Origin of the sequence: Curtobacterium sp. PhB136, assembly GCF_004346855.1 — a bacterium.
Lineage (GTDB): Bacteria > Actinomycetota > Actinomycetes > Actinomycetales > Microbacteriaceae > Curtobacterium.
The window spans coordinates 408,411-425,522 of record NZ_SMGH01000004.1; the positions used below are offsets into that span (position 1 = coordinate 408,411).

Here is a 17,112-nt window from a genome sequence, read left to right on the forward strand (position 1 = left end):
GCCCGTCCGCGCGGAGGTGTCAGCGACTGACGGCTTCCGCAGGACGCAGCAGCGGCAACCGCGGCATCAGCCAGTCAGCCCACACCACCCGGGCGGCCGGGGCCACGGCCAGCGCCCACGCCACCGAGGCGAGCGCGTCCGTCGGGTAGTGCACCGCGTCGATCGTCACCGAGAACCACACGACGACGACCGCGATCGTCCCGAGCACCACCGCGAGCCGGTGCCACCGGGTGTCCCGCAGGACCCAGCACAGCGCGATGGTGAAGGCGACCATGAAGACGGTGTGCCCGCTCGGGTAGCCCGGGTCGGGCTGCACCGGGTACGGGTGCGGCAGAACGGCGACGTCCGGCCGGGCACGGTGCACGATCTCCTTGACGATCGCGGACGGCACCCACGTGATCGCGACCACGCCCGCGAACGCCGCCGCCGGCCGGATGTTCCGCTGCACGGCCCAGATCACACCGGTCACGACGACGGTGACGACCAGCGCCGGCGCCGGGCTGATCGCGTGGTAGACCCCGTTCGTGACCGCGCCGATGAACCCGGTGTGCAGGGCGTTGAGCGCGCGGGAGAGTCCGATGTCCACGGTACCCAGGAAGAACCCGATGACCGTGATGAGCACGACGGCGCCGATGCCGACCGCCACGGTGGTCAGCGGGTAGGGCGAGCGGACGAGGATGCCGTTCGCGTCGGGCTCTCGCCGTCGTGGGCGGAGCGGCGGCGCGTCGTCGATCATCCGACCATCGTCGCACCCTGCCCTCGCGAGCACGTGCCAAGACGATCAGAAAGCACACAGCGGGCGGCAAGGGGCGTGGCCGGAGGACTACACAGGGAGCATGCCAACCGTTGCCGAGAACATCGTCGCCACCCTCCGCAAGAACGACGTCCAGCGCATCTACGGCCTGCCGGGCGACTCCCTCAACGGGTTCACCGACGCGCTCCGGAAGGACGGCACGATCCGGTGGGAGCACGTCCGCCACGAGGAAGCGGCCGCCTTCGCCGCCTCCGCCGAGGCCGAGCTCACCGGGGACCTCGCGGTCTGTGCCGGCAGCTGCGGCCCGGGGAACCTGCACCTGGTCAACGGCCTCTACGACGCGAACCGGTCCCGTGTGCCGGTGCTCGCCATCGCCGCGCACATCCCCACCGCGGAGATCGGCTCCGGCTACTTCCAGGAGACCCACCCGCAGGAGCTGTTCCGCGAGTGCTCCGTGTACGTCGAGTACGTCGCCGACCCGACCCAGATGCCGCGCCTGCTCGAGATCGCGATGCGCGAGGCGATCGAGAAGCGCGGTGTCGCCGTGCTCGTGATCCCGGGCGACGTGCTGCTCGCCGAGGCGAAGAACGACCGTGTCACGACGATCGAGCGCACCACGCCCCGCATCATCCCGAGCGAGGCGGAGCTCCAGCGCACCGCCGAGCTCCTGAACGGCGCGGACCGGGTCACCATCCTCGCGGGCGCGGGGGTCGCTGGGGCCCACGACGAGGTCGTCGCCCTCGCCGAACGCCTGCAGGCCCCGATCGTGCACGCCCTCCGCGGCAAGGAGCACATCGAGTGGGACAACCCGTACGACGTCGGCATGACCGGCCTCCTCGGGTTCGCGTCCGGCTACCGCGCGATGGAGGACGCCGACGTCGTGCTGATGCTCGGCACCGACTTCCCCTACCAGCAGTTCTTCCCCGCGAAGGCGAAGCACGTGCAGGTGGACATCCGGGGGTCCCAGCTCGGCCGCCGACACCCGGTCGACATCGGCCTGGTCGGCACCGTGAAGGACACCGCGCTCGCCCTCATCCCGCTGCTGCACGGCTCGAAGCCGACCCGGCACCTGCAGGACGCGCGGAAGCACTACGCGAAGACCCGCGAGAAGCTCGACGACCTGGCGGTGCCCGCCGGCAAGCACAAGGCACTGCACCCGCAGTACGTCGCGCGGGTGCTCGACCGCCTCGCCGCCGACGATGCCGTGTTCATCCCGGACGTCGGCTCCCCCGTCGTGTGGGCGTCGCGGTACCTGACGATGAACGGCAAGCGCCGGCTGATCGGCTCGTTCGTGCACGGCACGATGGCGAACGCGGTCCCGCAGGCGATCGGCGCGCAGGCCGCGTTCCCCGACCGGCAGGTGATCGCGATGGCGGGCGACGGTGGGCTGACGATGCTCCTCGGCGAGCTCATCACGATCGTGCAGAACAAGTTGCCCGTGAAGATCGTCGTGTTCGACAACTCGTCGCTGAACTTCGTCGAGCTGGAGATGAAGGCCGCCGGCTTCGTGAACTACGGCACCGAACTGCAGAACCCGGACTTCGCCGCCGTCGCCGAGGCGATCGGCATCAAGGGCTTCCGCGTCGACGAGTCCGTGGAGTTCGAGGACGCGATGGCCGCTGCACTGGCCCACGACGGGCCCGCCCTGGTGTCGGTGAAGTCCGACCGACAGGAGCTCTCGATGCCGCCGGCGGTGACGCTCGAGCAGGCCAAGGGCTTCACCCTCTACGCGATCCGCACCGTGCTGAGCGGCCGCGGCGACGAGCTGTTGGACCTGGCGTCCACCAACTTCCGTCAGTTCATCTGACGGAACCACGGCCGGACGGGAGGCCCGGTGCCAGCTGGCACCGGGCCTCCCGTCCGGCTCTGGTCGCGACTCTGGTCGCGACCTTGGTCGGGACCAGGGTCACCAGCCGAGGGGCTGACCATCCTCGAGCAGGACGCCGGTCGGGCCCTCCGGGCCCGCGCTGGCGGCGGCCACCACGGTCGCCGCGCTGACCTCGACGGGGCGCCCGTGCGGGTTCGGCACGCCGCCGAGCTCCGTCGCGGTGTAGCCGGGCTCGAGCGCGACGAAGTGCACCTCGGGCGCCATCCGGGCGTACTGGACGGTGAGCATCGTCACGGCGGACTTGCTCGCGCCGTACACCGCGGCCTGCACGGTCGACGCGGCGCTCTCCGGGTCGTGCACCGCGGTGAAGGAACCGAGCGCGCTCGAGATGTTCACCACGAGGGGGTTGGTGGAGCGGCGGAGGATCGGGAGCGCGGCCTCGGTCGTGCGGACGATGCCCACGGCGTTCGTGTCGAACACGGCGAGCGCATCGGGCCCGTTCAGTCCCCACATCGCGATCCCGGCGTTGTTCACGAGGACGTCGAGGCCCCCGTCGGCGTCGATCCGTGCGAAGGCCGCGGCGACCGAGTCGTCGTCGGTGACGTCGAGCTGGACGGAGCGGGCACCGATCTCCGCGGCGACCGCGGCTCCCTGCTCGGCGTTCCGGGCGCCGATCCAGACGGTGTGCCCCGCTGCGGCGAGCTGGCGGGCGGTTTCCTTGCCGAGGCCACGGGTGGCTCCGGTCACGAGTGTCGTTGTCATGGGTCCAGCGTCCGTCGCCCCGGCCGGCGCAGGGAGTCGTCCCGTTGTCGTAGGACTGCCGGGGCCAGGACCCGCTCGTCGCGGACGCGCAGACTGGCCACATGACGGAATCGGTCTCGGACTTCGGGAGCACGCTGCGGCGGCTCCGCGACCACGTCGCTCCCGACGCCGTGGGCGTCGCCGTCGGGCCGCGGCGGCGGGCGGTCGGGCTGCGGCGCGAGGAACTCGCCGGGCTGGCGGGCATCTCGGCCGACTACCTGACCCGGCTCGAGCAGGGGCGTGCGACGTCGCCGTCCGCCCAGGTCGTCGAGGCACTCGTCCGCGCACTGCGGGTCGCCGATGCCGAGCGCGAGCTGCTCTACCGGCTCGCCGGGCACGCGGCCCCCGGCGCGGACGTCGTCCCCACGCGCATCCCGCCGAGCGTGCAGCGGCTGCTCGACCGGCTGGCGGACACCCCGGTCGCGGTCCTCGACGCCGCCGGGAACCTCCTCGTGGCCAACGCGCCGCACGACGCCCTGATGGGGTCGATCTCGGCGTACACGGGGCACGAGCGGAACACGGCCTGGCGACACCTCGTCGGGCCGGGGAGCCGTGCGGTGCACACCGACGCGGAGCAGGCGGCGTTCGAGGAGTCGCTGGTCGCGGCACTCCGCATGACGGTGGCCCGGTACCCGCTGGACCGGCAGCTGCAACGGCTCGTGCGGGACCTGCGCCAGGCGAGTCCGCGGTTCGTGGAGCTCTGGGCGTCGGGCTCCGGGGCGCCGACCGCGCCGTCGCGGCGGAAGGTGATCGACCACCCGGCGGTCGGGCGGATCACGCTCGACTGCGACTCGCTCGTCGTCGCACCCGAGGACCTCTGCATCCTGGCGTACACGGCGGAGCCGGGGACGGTCGACGCCGAGCGGCTCGCCCTGGCGATCGTGCTCGGGACGCAGTCGCTCGCCGAGGAGCGCTAGCCGCGCGGACGGCGGGCGAGCGGACGGCGGGCGAGCGGCCGGCGGGCGAGCGGCCGCCGTCGTCAGAACGCGGGGGTGCCGCCGGCGATCGTGATCGTCGAACCCGACTGGTAGCTCGACTCGGGGCTGACGAGGTGCACGTACGCCGCGCCGAGCTCCGCGGGCTGGCCCGGGCGCCCGAACGGCGACTGCTCGCCGAAGTGCGACACCGTCTCGGCGTCGTCCGAGCCCGGCTGCAACGGCGTCCACACCGGCCCCGGCGCGACCGAGTTGACGCGGATGCCCTTCGGCGCGAGCTGCTGCGCGACAGCCTCGGTGAAGAGCTTGATCGCGCCCTTCGACACGGCGTAGTCGATCTTGTCCGGGGACGGCGTCGACGCCTGGATCGACCCCGTGGTGACGATCGTCGAGCCCGGCTCGAGGTGCGGGACCGCGGCCTTGGTCAGCCAGAACAGCGAGTAGATGTTCGTCTTGAACGTGGAGTCGAACATGGACGTGTCGAGGGTCAGGATGTCGTCATTGCTGTCCATCCGACCGGCGACCATGACGAGGGTGTCGAGCCCGCCGAACTCGTCGACGGCCTTCTGCACGAGGTCGCCGCAGTACTGCTCGTCCGAGATGTCGCCCGGGAACAGCACCGCACGGCGTCCCTCGCCCTCGAGCAGGTCGCGCACCTGCTCGGCGTCCTCCTGCTCGTCGGGGAGGTAGGAGAGGACGAGGTCGGCGCCTTCCCGCGAGAGCGCGATCGCGGCGGCACGTCCGATGCCGGAGTCGGCGCCGGTGACGATCCCGCGGTAGCCCTCGAGCCGGCCGAGGCCGACGTAGCTGTCCTCGCCGTGGTCGGGCTTCGGGTCCATCTTCCACGCGGCACCCGGCAGCGACTGCTCCTGCTTCGGGTACGGCGGTGCGGGGTAGAGGGTGTTCGGGTCGCGCTTGTCGTACTGGCTCATGCCTCCAGCATCCTCACGCTCCCGCAGACCGCGTTCAGCCGCTCCACGCAGCCCGTCGCTGCCGAGCGCCGGAGAGTGCGAAGATGCAACATCAGTTCGGCGGTACCGAGACAAAGGATGCATGGCACCGATGGAGGGTCAGGAAGCGCAGCAGGCGCTCCTCGCTGGACGGTACCGGTTGACGTCGATCATCGGGCGGGGCGGCATGTCCATCGTGTACGCCGCACACGACGACACCCTTGATCGCCCGGTGGCCGTGAAGGTCTTCCACCCCGGGCTGGTCGACATCGCACGTCAGGAAGCGGAACAGGGCGTCCTGGCGTCGCTCGACCACCACAACCTCGTCAGCCTGCTCGACGCCGGCGTCGTCACGGACCAGCACGGCGCGCAGCAGCGCTTCATCGTGATGGCGCTCGTGCACGGCCAGGACCTCGAGGAGCGGCTCGCGCTCGGCCCGCTCGCATCACGGCACATCGCCGAGATCGGGTACGACATGGCCGAGGCGATGCACTACATCCACGACCGCGGCGTCGTGCACCGTGACGTCAAGCCGTCGAACATCCTGCTCGTCGACTACGGCAACGCCGCCGATCGCGCCCGGGCACGCCTGACCGACTTCGGCATCGCCCTCGCCCAGGGCGTCGAGCGCCTGACGGCGGACGGCGTGACGACCGGGACGGCCGCCTACCTCAGCCCGGAGCAGGCATCCGGCGGCGAGGTGGGTCCCGCGAGCGACGTGTACTCGCTCGGGCTGGTGCTGCTGCAGTGCTTCACGCGGCGCCGCGAGTTCCCCGGGTCCCTCGTCGAGTCCGCGGTCGCCCGGCTGTCCCGGGACCCGGTCGTCCCCGAGCCGCTCCCGCCGCACTGGCAGGAGGTCCTCCGTGCGATGACCGCACGCGACCCCGCGGCTCGTCCGACCGGCGGAGCGCTGGTGTCGTTGCTCCGGGACGTCGTCATCGCCGACACCGCCGGCGACGACCAGGGCGCACAGCCGGTCCCCGTCCCGCCCAGCACGGCGCAGCCGGCAGCGGTGCGCCCCGCGACCCTCGACGTCCTGCCGGAGGAGGCGCTCCAGCGGACCACCGCCATGGCGGCACGGCTGTTCGACGCCCCGATCGCGCTGGTCGAGGTGCTCGACGAGGACCGCGAGTGGTCGCAGTCGTACATCGCCGAGGGCATCGACGAGTCCGCGCGCAACATCAGCTTCCGCAACGGGTTCGCGCCCGTCCCGGTGCCGGTCGTGATCCCCGACGGCTCGGCGCACCCGGAGATGCGCGACAGCCCGCTGGTCACCGGCCCGCTCGGGATCCGGTTCTACGTCAGCGTGCCGCTGGTCCGCCACGACGGGGTCGCGATCGGCACCCTCGCGGTGCTCGACACCCGTGCGCGGGAGACCGACGACGCGGACATCGCGAACCTCCGGGACCTCGCCGCACTGGCCGTGACCCAGCTGGAGTTGCGGCAGGAGTCGCTCCGCTCCACCAGCGACGCGCTGCCCCTGGGCTCGCCGGAGCACTGAGCCCGCTCAGCGCTCGGCCTCCGGCAGCGCGACCGTCGCACTACCGAAATCGATCCGAACCACGGACATCCGCGGTTCGGATCGGTTTCGGTTGTGCTGCGCCGATCCGCACCGCGGACGCACGCGGGCAGCGCGGGCAGCGCGGGTAGCGCGAGCACCGCGAGCGGGGCGGCGCCAGCAGCGCGCGCTACGCGAGCTCGGGATCGCGGACGAGCGCCCGCACCTGCGCGGCAGCGCCGAGCGCGACCGCGTCCGACCCGAGCGTCGAGGGCTCCACGCGGATCGTCGCACCGCTCACCGGCGGTTCGGCGGCGATCGCGGCGGTGATCGCCGGCCCGAGCAGGTCCCACGACCGCGCCACCCCGCCGCCGATGACGACGGTCGTCACGTCGAGGATGCCCGCCGTCAGCAGGATGCCCCGAGCGATGCCCCACCCGGCGTCCGTGAACACCGCTGCCGCGTCGACGTCGCCGTTCCTGGCGGCGTCCGCGACCTCGTGCGCGGCGAGGCGGTGCCCGGTCCGTGCCGCGTACCGCGACGCGATGCCCGGTGCGGCGGCGATGGTCTCGAGGTGCCCGTACTGCCCGCAGGTGCAGAGCGCGTCGCCGAACCCGGGCACGTGGCCGATCTCCCCCGCGGCGCCGTGGGGTCCGGCGAAGAGGGTGCCGTCGAGCAGGATCGCTCCGCCGACACCGGTCCCGAGTGTCATCCCGAGCACGTCCCGCGCGCCGGTGACGGCACCGGCAGCGACCTCCCCGAGCAGGAACGCGTTCACGTCGTTGTCGAGCGTCGCGGGCACACCGAGTGCCGCCGACACCGCGTCGGTCACGCCGTAACCAGCCCAGCCGGTGAACGAGTTCCCCGTGACGAGGACGGTCCCCGTGGTCGCGTCCACGACGCCGGCAGCGCCCACCCCGACACCCGCCAAGGAGGCCCGGTGCGTGTCGAGCAGGTCGCTCACCGCGCCGAGGGCCGCCGCCACGATCGCCGCCCCGCCCGCGTGCGCCGGCGTCGGCAGGTCGCGGCGGTCGATCACCTCGAGCGCCGGGGTCGCGAGCACCACCTTCGTGTTCGTGCCGCCGACGTCGATGCCGGCCAGCACACGCGTCACGAGGACACCGCCGCGAGGGTCGCGAGCCGTTCGGTGCGGCGCTGCCGCTGCAGCACCGGGTCCGGGACGGGCACCGCGGCGAGCAGGCGCCGCGTGTAGTCCGTCGTCGGGTGCAGGAGCGTCGTCCCGGTGGTCCCCTGCTCCTCGATGACGCCGCGGCGCATCACGACGACCCGCTCGGCGAAGTGCTGCACGACGGCGAGGTCGTGCGACACGAACAGGCAGGCGAAGCCGAGCTCGCCCTGGAGCTCGGTGAGGACCTCGAGCACGGCCTCCTGCACGCTGACGTCGAGCGCCGAGGTCGGTTCGTCGGCCACGAGCAGCCGGGGGTCGAGCACGAGCGCCCGAGCCAGGCTCACGCGCTGCCGCTGGCCGCCGGAGAGTTCCCGGGGCGCCCGGTTCGCGAGCGCCCGGGGCAGCCGCACGGCGTCGAGCACCTCGTCGACACGCCTGCGCCGATCGCTGGTGGACATCCCGCGGCGGTGCACGGCGAGCGGTTCTGCGATGCACTCCCCCACGGACATCCGGGCGTCGAGCGACGCGACGGGGTCCTGCAGGACGACGCCGATCCCGGAGCGCAGCGCCCGCGCGTCCCGTCCGCGGGCCCGGCGGAGGTCCTGCCCGAAGAGGTGCACCGAGCCGGCGGTCGGCCGGATCAGCCCGAGCGCCACCCGCGCTGCCGTGGACTTGCCGGAGCCGGACTCACCGACCAGGCCGACGGTCTCCCCCGCGTGGACCGCGACGTCGATGCCGCTCAGGGCGTGCACCGCGCGCGCCCCGCGCCCGAACGTCACCGAGACGTCCCGCAGGTCGACCACCGGAGCCGATCCGGGCCTCCCGTCGGTCACACCGGTCAGCGATGTGTCCGGAGCCGCCGACCGGTCGCGAGCGGCGACGGACTCGGGCGTGTCCAGGCGGGGCACCGCCGCGAGCAGCCGCTTCGTGTACTCGTGCTGCGGACGCAGCAGGACGTCCTCGACGCTGCCGGTCTCCACGATCGCCCCCTGGAGCATCACGGCCACGCGGTCGGCGAAGTCCGCGACGACACCCATGTTGTGGGTGACGAGCAGGACCCCGGTCCCGCTGTCCACCGCGAGTGCGCGGAGCAGCTCGAGGATCTCGGCCTGCACCGTGACGTCGAGCGCCGTCGTCGGCTCGTCCGCGATGAGCAGCTTCGGCGAGTTCGCGATCGCCATCGCGATCACGACGCGCTGTCGCTGTCCGCCGGACAGCTGGAACGGGAAGTTCTTCGCGCGCGAGGCAGGGTCGGGGATCCCGACCTTCCGCAGCAGATCAACGGCTTCCTCAGCAGCGTCCGCTGCCGAGACGGAGCGGTGGTTCCGGATCACCTCGGCGATCTGCGCACCCACCCGGGTGAGCGGGTCGAGCGCGGTGGCGGGCTCCTGGAACACCATCGAGACGGTGCTGCCCCGGAGTCCGCGGAGGGCGGGCTCTGCTGCACCGATCACCTCGTGGCCGGCGACGACCGCACTGCCGGTCGCCGTCGCGTTGCCGGAGAGCAGCCCCATCGCGGCGAGCGCGACGGTGGACTTGCCCGAGCCGGACTCCCCGACCAGCGCGAGCGTCTCGCCCGGCGCGACCGACAGGGAGACGCCGTGGACCGCGTCGACCGTGCCGGACTCGGTGCTGAACGAGACCCCGAGGTCCGTGGTCTGCAGAATGGTGTCGGTCATCCCCGGCCCCTCACGTCGAAAGCGTCCCGGAGCCCGTCGCCCACCGCGTTGAACGCGCAGACGACCAGGATCACGGCGAGACCCGGCGGCACGATCAGCCACCACCGCCCCGAGTACGCGGCGGTGAGTCCCGCCGAGAGCATGCCGCCCCAGTCCGTCGCCGGCGCCTGCACGCCGAGGCCGAGGTAGGAGACGTACGCGACGAGGAGGATCGCGTCGGCGACCTGGAACGTCGCCGCGACGACGATCGTCGAGACCGAGTTCGGCAGCAGGTGCTTGCCGATGGCGCGGGCGTGCGAGCCGCCGATCGCGCGGAGCGTCAGCACGTAGTCGCGGTTCTTCAGCGTCAGGGTCTCGGCGCGGATCAGGCGGGACGGCACGAGCCAGGACACCAGGCCGAGGATCACGATGAGCCCGGCGACACCCGGCGTGGTGATCGCCGAGATCACGAGCAGGATGAACAGCGCGGGGATCGCGATGCCCGCGTCCACGATGCGCATCATCACGGCGTCGACCCAGCCGCCGACGTACCCGGCGACGGACCCCCAGAGCGTCCCGACGACGGTGGCCAGGACACCGGCGGCGATGCCGACCATGAGCGAGACCTTGCCGCCGTACATCAGGCGGCCGAGGACGTCGTGGCCGACGGCGTCGGTGCCGAGCCAGTGCGTGGCGCCCGGGCCGAGGTTCGCCTGGGACAGCTGCGTGTGGGTCTGGTCGGTCGGGTACAGGAACGGGCCGACGAAGCAGAACAGCACGATCACGACGATGACGGCGAGGCCGATGACGGCGAGGGTGTTGTGCGAGAACCGGCGGGCGGCGAGCCGCCACCCGGTGGACGCGACGGAGACGGTCCCGCCGGGGGCTTCCGGTGCGATCTGCACGGTGGTCATGCGCGACCTGCCTTCACTGTGCGGTGTCGGGACGTGTCGATGTGAGCTGCGCCGGTCATGCGCGGTCCGCCTTCACTCGGGGGTCGATCAAGGACTGCGCGACGTCGGCGAGCAGCGTGCCGATCACGGTCGCGATCGAGATGACGAGCACGCAGCCGAGGAGCGTCGGGTAGTCCGAGGACTGCGCCGCGTTCCAGAACAGCAGGCCCATTCCGGGGTAGTTGAAGAGCTGCTCGGTCACCAGCGCGCCGCCGAACAGCACGGGCAGGTAGTAGCCGAGCATCGCCACGACCGGCGTCAGGGAGTTCCGGAACACGTGGCGGCGGAGGATCGTCATCGTCGACGCCCCTCCGGCCCGGGCCGTGCGGACGTAGTCCTCCTGCAGGTTCTCCAGCGTCGAGGCCCGCATGTACCGGCTGAACACGGCGATCATCGCGAGCGCTCCGGTGAGCACGGGCAGGACGAGTCCGGCGGGGTCCTGGAAGACCTCGGCGAGGGTGTTGCCGCTCGGCGCCTGCGAGGGCAGCCACGGCAGCTGCTGGCTGAACACCACGATCAGGATGAGCCCGAGGAAGAACGCCGGCGTCGAGTAGAAGACGAAGGCGAGCGCGGTGACGGTGTAGTCGACGGCGCCGTTCCGGCGGGCCGCCTGCCACATGCCGATCGGGATCGCGATGACCAGCCCGAGGACGGCGGAGAGCCCGGTGAGGACGAGGGTCTTCGGCAGGCGCTCGCGGATGAGCTGCGAGACCGGCTCGTTGAGTGTGTACGAGGTGCCGAGGTCGCCGGTCAGCAGCCGTCCGAGGAACCGGAAGTACTGCACGGGCAGCGGCTGGTCGAGCCCCTGCGACTGGTTGAAGGCCGCGATCTGCGCCGGTGTCGCGGAGACGCCGAGGACGCCGCGAGCGGGTCCGCCGGGCAGCGCGTGCAGCAGGCAGAACACGACGATCGTGACGATGAGGATCACCGCGAGCGCCTGGAGCACCCGCCGGGTGAGGTAGAGGGCAGTGGTCATGCTGCTTCCGTTGGTCGGTTGGTTGCCGCGAGCAGGACGGGAGGCTCGGTGCGGGTCGGACCCGCACCGAGCCTCCCGTCAGGTGGTCACTTGCTCCACTTCCACTGGGCCGGGTGGAAGTTCGCGAGCGAGTCCTGGTCGAACCCGGTCAGACCCTGCTTGACGACGGAGACCTGGTAGTCCGGGCTCGGCAGCCAGATGACCGGCAGGTCCTTGGCGACGGCGGCGCTGTACTGCTGCACGGCGGCGGAGTCGGTCGAGGTGGTCGTCGCGTCGATGAGCGCGTCGACCTGCTTGTTCGAGTAGCTGCCGAAGTTCGCCGAGCCGCCGGTCTGGAAGAGCGACTCACCGGTCGGGTAGGCCGGGAAGTACCAGCTGCCCGCGGTGCCGAAGAAGGACAGGTCCCAGTCGCAGCTGGCTTCGTCGCTCGTGCAGGTCGGGGTCTGTGACAGGACGCTCGACACCGGAGCCGTCTTGATCGTGAAGCCGATCCCGGTCTTCTGGAGCGAGGACTGGATGGCGCTCATCATGTTGTCGGTCACGGTCGAGCCGGACTGCGACAGGACGGACATCGTGAACTTCGTGCCGGCCGCGACGCCCTCGCCGCACTGGCTGGCGCCGGACCCGGCGTCGGTGCAGACCATCGTGCCGCTCTTCTCGGTCCAGCCGTGGCTGGTGAGCAGGGCCTTGGCCTTCGCGGTGCTGAACGGGTACGGGTTGTCCTTCTGCGTGTCGGACACGTAGTCGGACGCCTGCGCCTGCGGGATCGGCCCGTAGGTCGAGGTGGCCGTGCCGTTGAAGACGACCTTCGACAGGCTCTTCTGGTCGACCGACATCTGCACCGCCTGGCGGGCGTACAGCTGCTTGAAGACGGCGCCCATCGTGGGGTTGTTGAAGTTGTACGGCATGTACGTGATCGCCCAGCCGGTCCACGGCTCCACGTCGTAGCCCTTCGACGTGAAGGAGTCCTTCTGGTCGAGGTCGGTGGCGTTGATGTAGCCGTAGTCCACCGCGCCGGAGCGGACGGCGTTCGTCTCGGCGTCGGTCGTCGTGTACGGCAGCAGGTTCACCGTCGTGATGGAGGGCTTCTCGCCGCCGTCGTACTGCTTGTTCGCGGTGAGCTGCACCTTGCCGGCGGTGGTGAACGAGGTCACGCCGTACGGCCCGGAGATGGTCTTCCAGAGGTCGTCACTGGCGTAGTCGGAGATCTTCCCCGCGGCGGTGTTGAGGTACTTCCAGACGGCCTTCGCACCGGCGGTGGTCTCGTCCGCGTCGGTCACCTTCGCGTCCGCGCTGGTCTTGTCCCAGGCGTGCTGCGGCAGCGGGATGATGTGGCTCAGCTGGTTCGCGAGCATCCAGTCGGAGTTGTACGCCTTGTCGAACGTGATCGTGAAGTGCGTGTCGTCGACGGCCTTGAACGAGGTCCAGTCGTCCGGCGCCTTGCCCTCGGAGTACGAGCCCCACTGGGCCTTGTTCGCCTTGATCAGGTTGAACCAGAACTCGACGTCGCGGCTCGTGATGGCCTTGCCGTCGGACCAGTGCCGGTCGCCGAGCGTCATCGTGACGCTCTTGCCGTCGCTGGCGAAGTCCGCGGCCGTGGCGACGGAACCCGCCTTGTTCCACGCGATCTTGCCGGTCGAGCCGTCGTAGGCGACGAGGGGTTCGTACAGCGACTGCGCGATGGAGCCGTTGTTCGTGTTGAGGTGCGCTGCGGTGCCGATCGGGAGGATCCAGTTCGGCGTGAAGTTGGCCGGCAGCGCGTAGTTGATCTCGTCGGACTTCGCGTTCGTGGTGGCGGAACCGCCCCCGGAACAGCCGGCGAGCAGCGCGCTGACCGCGAGTGCCGCTCCGGTGAGGAGGGCCCAGCGACGGGGCTTGGTCATGCGGACTCCTTGTACGAGGGATGTCGGGATGCGCACAGTCAACGACCAAAGTCGTTGGAAAAACAAACGTTCTCGTGTAAATACTTCGTTTCTGCGGTTCGGTGGAAAGGGTTCACCGCTCTGTCTGCCCGTTAGAGTCGCGGTCGAACGGCAATTCGCCCGTGCTTCCGCCTCGATTGGAGAAAGTCGTGCCGGACCTCAGTTCCCGGGTGCTGGAGCTCATCGCATCCGGTCAGGCGTCGAGCCGGACCGAGATCGCCCAGCTGCTCGGTGCCGCGCCGTCGACCGTCTCGCACGTCGTCGGGCAGTTGCTCGAGCACGGCATCCTCGCCGAGGAGGGCACCGACGCCTCGACCGGTGGCCGGCCCCGCAAGGTGCTGCGGATCGGTGGGGTGGACGAGTACGCGGTCGCCGCGGACGTCGGCGGCGGACACGCGCGCGTCGGCATCGTCCTGCCGGGAGGCTCGCTCGAGTCGGTCGCGAACGTCCCGTTCGCGCTCTCCGACGGTCCGGCCGCCGGCCTGACGCGCCTGGCGGCGCTGTTCGACTCGCTGATCGACGGCCGTGGACGTGACGGACTCCGCGGCGTCGGGCTGAGCCTGCCCGGCCCCGTCGACGTCGAGGCGGGGGTCGTCGACCTGCCGAGCCGGATGCCCGGGTGGAACGGGTTCCCCGTCGTCGCCTGGTTGACCGAGCGCTTCGGTGTGCCGGCGGCGGTGGACAACGACGCGAACTGCATGGCAGCGGGCGAGCAGACGGTGCAGGACCCGGCCAGGCGGCAGGCGATCACCGTCAAGGCCGGATCGGCGATCGGCGCCGGGATCATCATCGACGGCCGGCTCTACCGCGGGTCGACCGGCGCCGCCGGGGACATCACGCACGTGCGCATCGACGCGGCCGGGGACACCCCCTGCTCGTGCGGCAACACCGGGTGCCTGGAGACCGTGGCGTCCGGTGCCGCCCTCGTGCGGATCCTCTCCAGCGCGGGTGTGCCGGTGTCCTCGACCGCGGACGTCGTCCGGCTCGCCTCGGACGCCGACCCGGAGGCGACCCGCGCGGTGCGGCTGGCCGGGCGGTACCTCGGCGAGGTGCTCGCCGCCAACGTGAACTTCTTCAACCCCGATGCCGTCTACCTCGGCGGCATCCTCTCCACCCTCGACCCGTTCGTCGCGGCCGTGCGGAGCCAGCTCTACCAGAGCTGCCACCCGCTCGTGACCGAGCACCTCGCCATCGAGCGCGCCTCGCTCGGCGCGGACGCGGGTCTCGTCGGCGCCGGGCAGTTCGCCCTGCAGCGGGGCCTCGCGGCCTCGTTGCAGGAGCTGTCCACGCCGATCCCCCAGTCGACCACCAGGAACAGGAGCGTCCGTGTCTGACACCGTCCCCACCTCGCCCACCGCACCCGCCCGCCGCCCGGTCATCGCGATCGCCGGGCTCGCCATCGAGACCTCGACGTTCACCCCGACGAGGACCCTCGCGCCGGCCTTCCACCCGGACCGCGGGGACGAGGTCGTCGCGCGGTACCCGTTCCTGGCGTCGCTGGACGCGGACTTCCACGGCGCACTGATCGGGCACGCGCTGCCCGGCGGGATCGTCGCGCGGGACTCCTACGAGGCACTCGCGGACGAGATCGTCGCGCGGCTGGCCTCGATCGTGTCGACCACGTCCGTGGACGGCCTCTGGTACGACATCCACGGGGCGATGGTCGTCGAGGGGCTGGACGACGCCGAAGCGGACCTGCTCGGACGCATCCGCGCGGTGATCGGCCCCGACGTCATCGTGTCCGCGTCGATGGACCTGCACGGCAACGTCACGCAGGAGCTCGCGCACCAGGTCGACCTCGTCACCTGCTACCGGATGGCCCCGCACGAGGACGCCATGGAGACGAAGGAACGCGCCGTCCGGAACCTGGTCGACGTGCTCACCACCCGGCCCGTCGGGGCCCAGCGCCCGGTGAAGGCGTGGATCCCGATCCCGGTGCTGCTGCCCGGCGAGCAGACCTCCACGCGCATCGAGCCCGCCGCGTCGCTGTACGCCCAGGTCCCCGAGGTCGAGGCGACCGACGGCGTGCTCGACGCCGCGATCTGGGTCGGGTACGCCTGGGCCGACCAGCCCCGCGACCGCGCCGTCACGGTCGTCACCGGATGGGACCGGGACGCCGTCGCCGCCGGTGCCGAACGACTGGCGCGGGCGTTCTGGGACGTCCGCGAGGACTTCGTCTTCGTGGCGCCGACCGGCTCGTTCGACGAGTGCCTCGCCGCCGCACTCGCCCCCGGTGCCGCACGGCCGTACTTCATCTCCGACTCGGGCGACAACCCGACCGCCGGCGGCTCCGGCGACATGACGTGGGGGCTCACGCAGGTGCTCGCACACCCGGCGTTCCAGTCCGCCGACGGCCCCGTCGTGATCTACGCGAGCGTCCCCGGCGCCGCCGCCGTGGCCACCGCAGTGGACGCCGGCGTGGGTGCCGTCGTCACGGTGACCGCCGGCGCGACGGTCGATGCCGTGCACGCGGGACCGATCACCATGACCGGGCGGGTGCACGCGATCAAGCACGGCGACCGCGACGCCGAGACCGAGGTCGTGCTGCAGGTCGGCAGCGTCTTCGCGATCCTCACGAAGCTCCGGAAGCCGTACCACCACGAGCACGACTTCACCGACCTCGACCTCGCGCCGCGTCAGGCCGACATCGTGATCGTGAAGATCGGGTACCTCGAACCGGAGCTGTTCGACATGTCCGCCGACTGGATGCTCGCGCTCACCCCCGGTGGCGTCGACCAGGACCTCGAACGGCTCGGGCACCACAGGATCGTGCGACCGATGTTCCCGTACGATCGGGTCTTCCCGACCGCGCCCGACCTGCGCGCCCGGATCATCCCGTCCTCGAACGAACCACTCGGAGCCATCGCGTGAGCACTGCCCCATCCGTCTCGCTCGAGATCGCCGTCACCTCGCCGGGCGGTGCGGTCGTCGCGCGGGACGGGGGCGCCGACCGGGTCGAGCTCTGCGTCGGCCTGGAACTCGGTGGGCTCACCCCGTCGCAGGCCCTCGTCGAGGCCACCCACGAGACGGGCATCCCCGCGCACGCGCTCATCCGCAGCCGGCCGGGCGGGTTCGTCTACGACGCCGCCGAGATCGAGCTCATGGAGCGCGAACTCCGCGCCGTGCTCCGATCCGGGGCCGCCGGCGTCGTGGTCGGGGCACTGCGCCCGGACCACACCCTCGACGACGACGTCCTCCGTCGCTTCGTGGACGCCGCACGCTCCGTCCGCGACTCCGTCGAGGTCACCCTGCACCGGGCGATCGACCACGCCGCCGACCCGGTCGCGGCTGCGGCGACGCTCGCCGACCTCGGGTTCACGCGCGTGCTGACCTCGGGCGGCCAGCCCACCGCCCTCGCCGGAGCCGCGACGATCGCCCGGATGGTGTCGGCCGCCGGGCCCGTGCAGGTGATGGCGGGCGCCGGGGTCATCCCCGCTGACGTCCCGGCGCTCGTCGCCACGGGAGCAGCCGCCGTCCACCTCTCCGCGAAGCGTCCGGCGCCGGACAGCGCGCACGCGGGCGTCCCGATGGGCGGTGCCGACGACGGCTCCGCGCACTTCGTCACCGACGCGGACGTCGTCCGCGCTGCGCGCGCCGCCCTCGACGAGGCGTAGCCCGCCGCCGCACACGCCCGCGTCGCCCGCGTCGCACACGCCCGCGCCGCCCGCGTCGCCCGCGCCCCCTGCGCTCGCCGCGGTCAGTTCGAAG

The 17,112-nt window shown here is 71.8% G+C and carries 14 protein-coding genes; 6 read left to right on the plus strand and 8 right to left on the minus strand.

Features of this window, described 5'->3' with window-relative positions:
• Nucleotides 1-19: 19 nt before the first annotated feature.
• On the minus strand, nt 20-736 hold the full coding sequence (locus EDF27_RS01975; RefSeq protein ID WP_123701158.1) for a phosphatase PAP2 family protein: 717 nt from the start codon (nt 734-736) through the stop codon (nt 20-22).
• Nucleotides 737-836: 100 nt separating this feature from the next.
• Here EDF27_RS01975 and poxB point away from each other — a divergent pair, with 100 nt between their 5' ends.
• Nucleotides 837-2,561, plus strand: coding sequence for a ubiquinone-dependent pyruvate dehydrogenase (gene poxB / locus EDF27_RS01980; protein WP_123701157.1), 1,725 nt, complete (start codon nt 837-839; stop codon nt 2,559-2,561).
• A 99-nt stretch (nt 2,562-2,660) separates the two neighbouring features.
• On the opposite strand, the gene EDF27_RS01985 is transcribed toward poxB, so the two are convergent.
• Complete coding sequence (locus tag EDF27_RS01985; RefSeq protein WP_123655304.1) at nt 2,661-3,344, minus strand: SDR family NAD(P)-dependent oxidoreductase; 684 nt, start codon at nt 3,342-3,344, stop codon at nt 2,661-2,663.
• Between the two features lie 101 nt (nt 3,345-3,445).
• Here EDF27_RS01985 and EDF27_RS01990 point away from each other — a divergent pair, with 101 nt between their 5' ends.
• Nucleotides 3,446-4,300 carry a helix-turn-helix transcriptional regulator gene (locus EDF27_RS01990; protein ID WP_132046973.1) on the plus strand — a complete coding sequence of 285 codons (855 nt, stop codon included), beginning with the start codon at nt 3,446-3,448 and terminating at the stop codon, nt 4,298-4,300.
• Between the two features lie 62 nt (nt 4,301-4,362).
• Here EDF27_RS01990 and EDF27_RS01995 read toward each other — a convergent pair whose 3' ends face one another.
• Nucleotides 4,363-5,250, minus strand: coding sequence for an SDR family oxidoreductase (locus tag EDF27_RS01995; protein WP_132046975.1), 888 nt, complete (start codon nt 5,248-5,250; stop codon nt 4,363-4,365).
• Between the two features lie 121 nt (nt 5,251-5,371).
• Between EDF27_RS01995 and EDF27_RS19535 the strand changes: the two genes are divergently transcribed.
• Nucleotides 5,372-6,769, plus strand: coding sequence for a GAF domain-containing serine/threonine-protein kinase (locus tag EDF27_RS19535; protein WP_165931316.1), 1,398 nt, complete (start codon nt 5,372-5,374; stop codon nt 6,767-6,769).
• Between the two features lie 187 nt (nt 6,770-6,956).
• Here EDF27_RS19535 and EDF27_RS02005 read toward each other — a convergent pair whose 3' ends face one another.
• From EDF27_RS02005 to EDF27_RS02025, 5 genes are all read right to left on the minus strand, one after another.
• Entirely contained in the window at nt 6,957-7,880 is a 924-nt protein-coding gene (locus tag EDF27_RS02005; RefSeq protein WP_185017375.1) for an ROK family protein, read from the minus strand.
• The gene (locus tag EDF27_RS02010) at nt 7,877-9,574 is read right to left on the minus strand and encodes an ABC transporter ATP-binding protein (protein WP_132046977.1); all 1,698 of its coding nucleotides are present in this window, start codon (nt 9,572-9,574) and stop codon (nt 7,877-7,879) included. Before EDF27_RS02010 ends, EDF27_RS02005 begins: the two co-directional genes overlap by 4 nt.
• On the minus strand, nt 9,571-10,467 hold the full coding sequence (locus EDF27_RS02015) for an ABC transporter permease (protein ID WP_123655299.1): 897 nt from the start codon (nt 10,465-10,467) through the stop codon (nt 9,571-9,573). The genes EDF27_RS02010 and EDF27_RS02015 overlap by 4 nt, the downstream gene beginning before the upstream one ends.
• A gap of 55 nt (nt 10,468-10,522) precedes the next feature.
• The gene (locus EDF27_RS02020; protein WP_123655298.1) at nt 10,523-11,482 is read right to left on the minus strand and encodes an ABC transporter permease; all 960 of its coding nucleotides are present in this window, start codon (nt 11,480-11,482) and stop codon (nt 10,523-10,525) included.
• An 86-nt stretch (nt 11,483-11,568) separates the two neighbouring features.
• Nucleotides 11,569-13,365 (minus strand): peptide ABC transporter substrate-binding protein, encoded by a 1,797-nt coding sequence (locus EDF27_RS02025; RefSeq protein ID WP_132046979.1) that lies wholly within the window; start codon nt 13,363-13,365, stop codon nt 11,569-11,571.
• A gap of 188 nt (nt 13,366-13,553) precedes the next feature.
• Between EDF27_RS02025 and EDF27_RS02030 the strand changes: the two genes are divergently transcribed.
• Genes EDF27_RS02030 through EDF27_RS02040 form a run of 3 tightly spaced genes read left to right on the plus strand, consistent with a single transcriptional unit; the run spans nt 13,554 to nt 17,018 of the window.
• Nucleotides 13,554-14,738: an ROK family protein gene (locus EDF27_RS02030; RefSeq protein ID WP_132046981.1), complete on the plus strand. Its 1,185-nt coding sequence runs from the start codon at nt 13,554-13,556 to the stop codon at nt 14,736-14,738.
• Entirely contained in the window at nt 14,731-16,275 is a 1,545-nt protein-coding gene (locus EDF27_RS02035) for a M81 family metallopeptidase (protein WP_132046983.1), read from the plus strand. The genes EDF27_RS02030 and EDF27_RS02035 overlap by 8 nt, the downstream gene beginning before the upstream one ends.
• Nucleotides 16,272-17,018 carry a copper homeostasis protein CutC gene (locus tag EDF27_RS02040; RefSeq protein WP_123655294.1) on the plus strand — a complete coding sequence of 249 codons (747 nt, stop codon included), beginning with the start codon at nt 16,272-16,274 and terminating at the stop codon, nt 17,016-17,018. Before EDF27_RS02035 ends, EDF27_RS02040 begins: the two co-directional genes overlap by 4 nt.
• Nucleotides 17,019-17,112 lie beyond the last annotated feature (94 nt).

Coding starts and splice junctions, on each gene's coding strand:
- EDF27_RS01975 (WP_123701158.1), bottom strand. CDS start 736: ATGATCGACGACGCGCCGCCGCTCCGCCCACGACGGCGAGAGCCCGAC.
- poxB (WP_123701157.1), top strand. CDS start 837: ATGCCAACCGTTGCCGAGAACATCGTCGCCACCCTCCGCAAGAACGAC.
- EDF27_RS01985 (WP_123655304.1), bottom strand. CDS start 3,344: ATGACAACGACACTCGTGACCGGAGCCACCCGTGGCCTCGGCAAGGAA.
- EDF27_RS01990 (WP_132046973.1), top strand. CDS start 3,446: ATGACGGAATCGGTCTCGGACTTCGGGAGCACGCTGCGGCGGCTCCGC.
- EDF27_RS01995 (WP_132046975.1), bottom strand. CDS start 5,250: ATGAGCCAGTACGACAAGCGCGACCCGAACACCCTCTACCCCGCACCG.
- EDF27_RS19535 (WP_165931316.1), top strand. CDS start 5,372: ATGGCACCGATGGAGGGTCAGGAAGCGCAGCAGGCGCTCCTCGCTGGA.
- EDF27_RS02010 (WP_132046977.1), bottom strand. CDS start 9,574: ATGACCGACACCATTCTGCAGACCACGGACCTCGGGGTCTCGTTCAGC.
- EDF27_RS02015 (WP_123655299.1), bottom strand. CDS start 10,467: ATGACCACCGTGCAGATCGCACCGGAAGCCCCCGGCGGGACCGTCTCC.
- EDF27_RS02020 (WP_123655298.1), bottom strand. CDS start 11,482: ATGACCACTGCCCTCTACCTCACCCGGCGGGTGCTCCAGGCGCTCGCG.
- EDF27_RS02025 (WP_132046979.1), bottom strand. CDS start 13,365: ATGACCAAGCCCCGTCGCTGGGCCCTCCTCACCGGAGCGGCACTCGCG.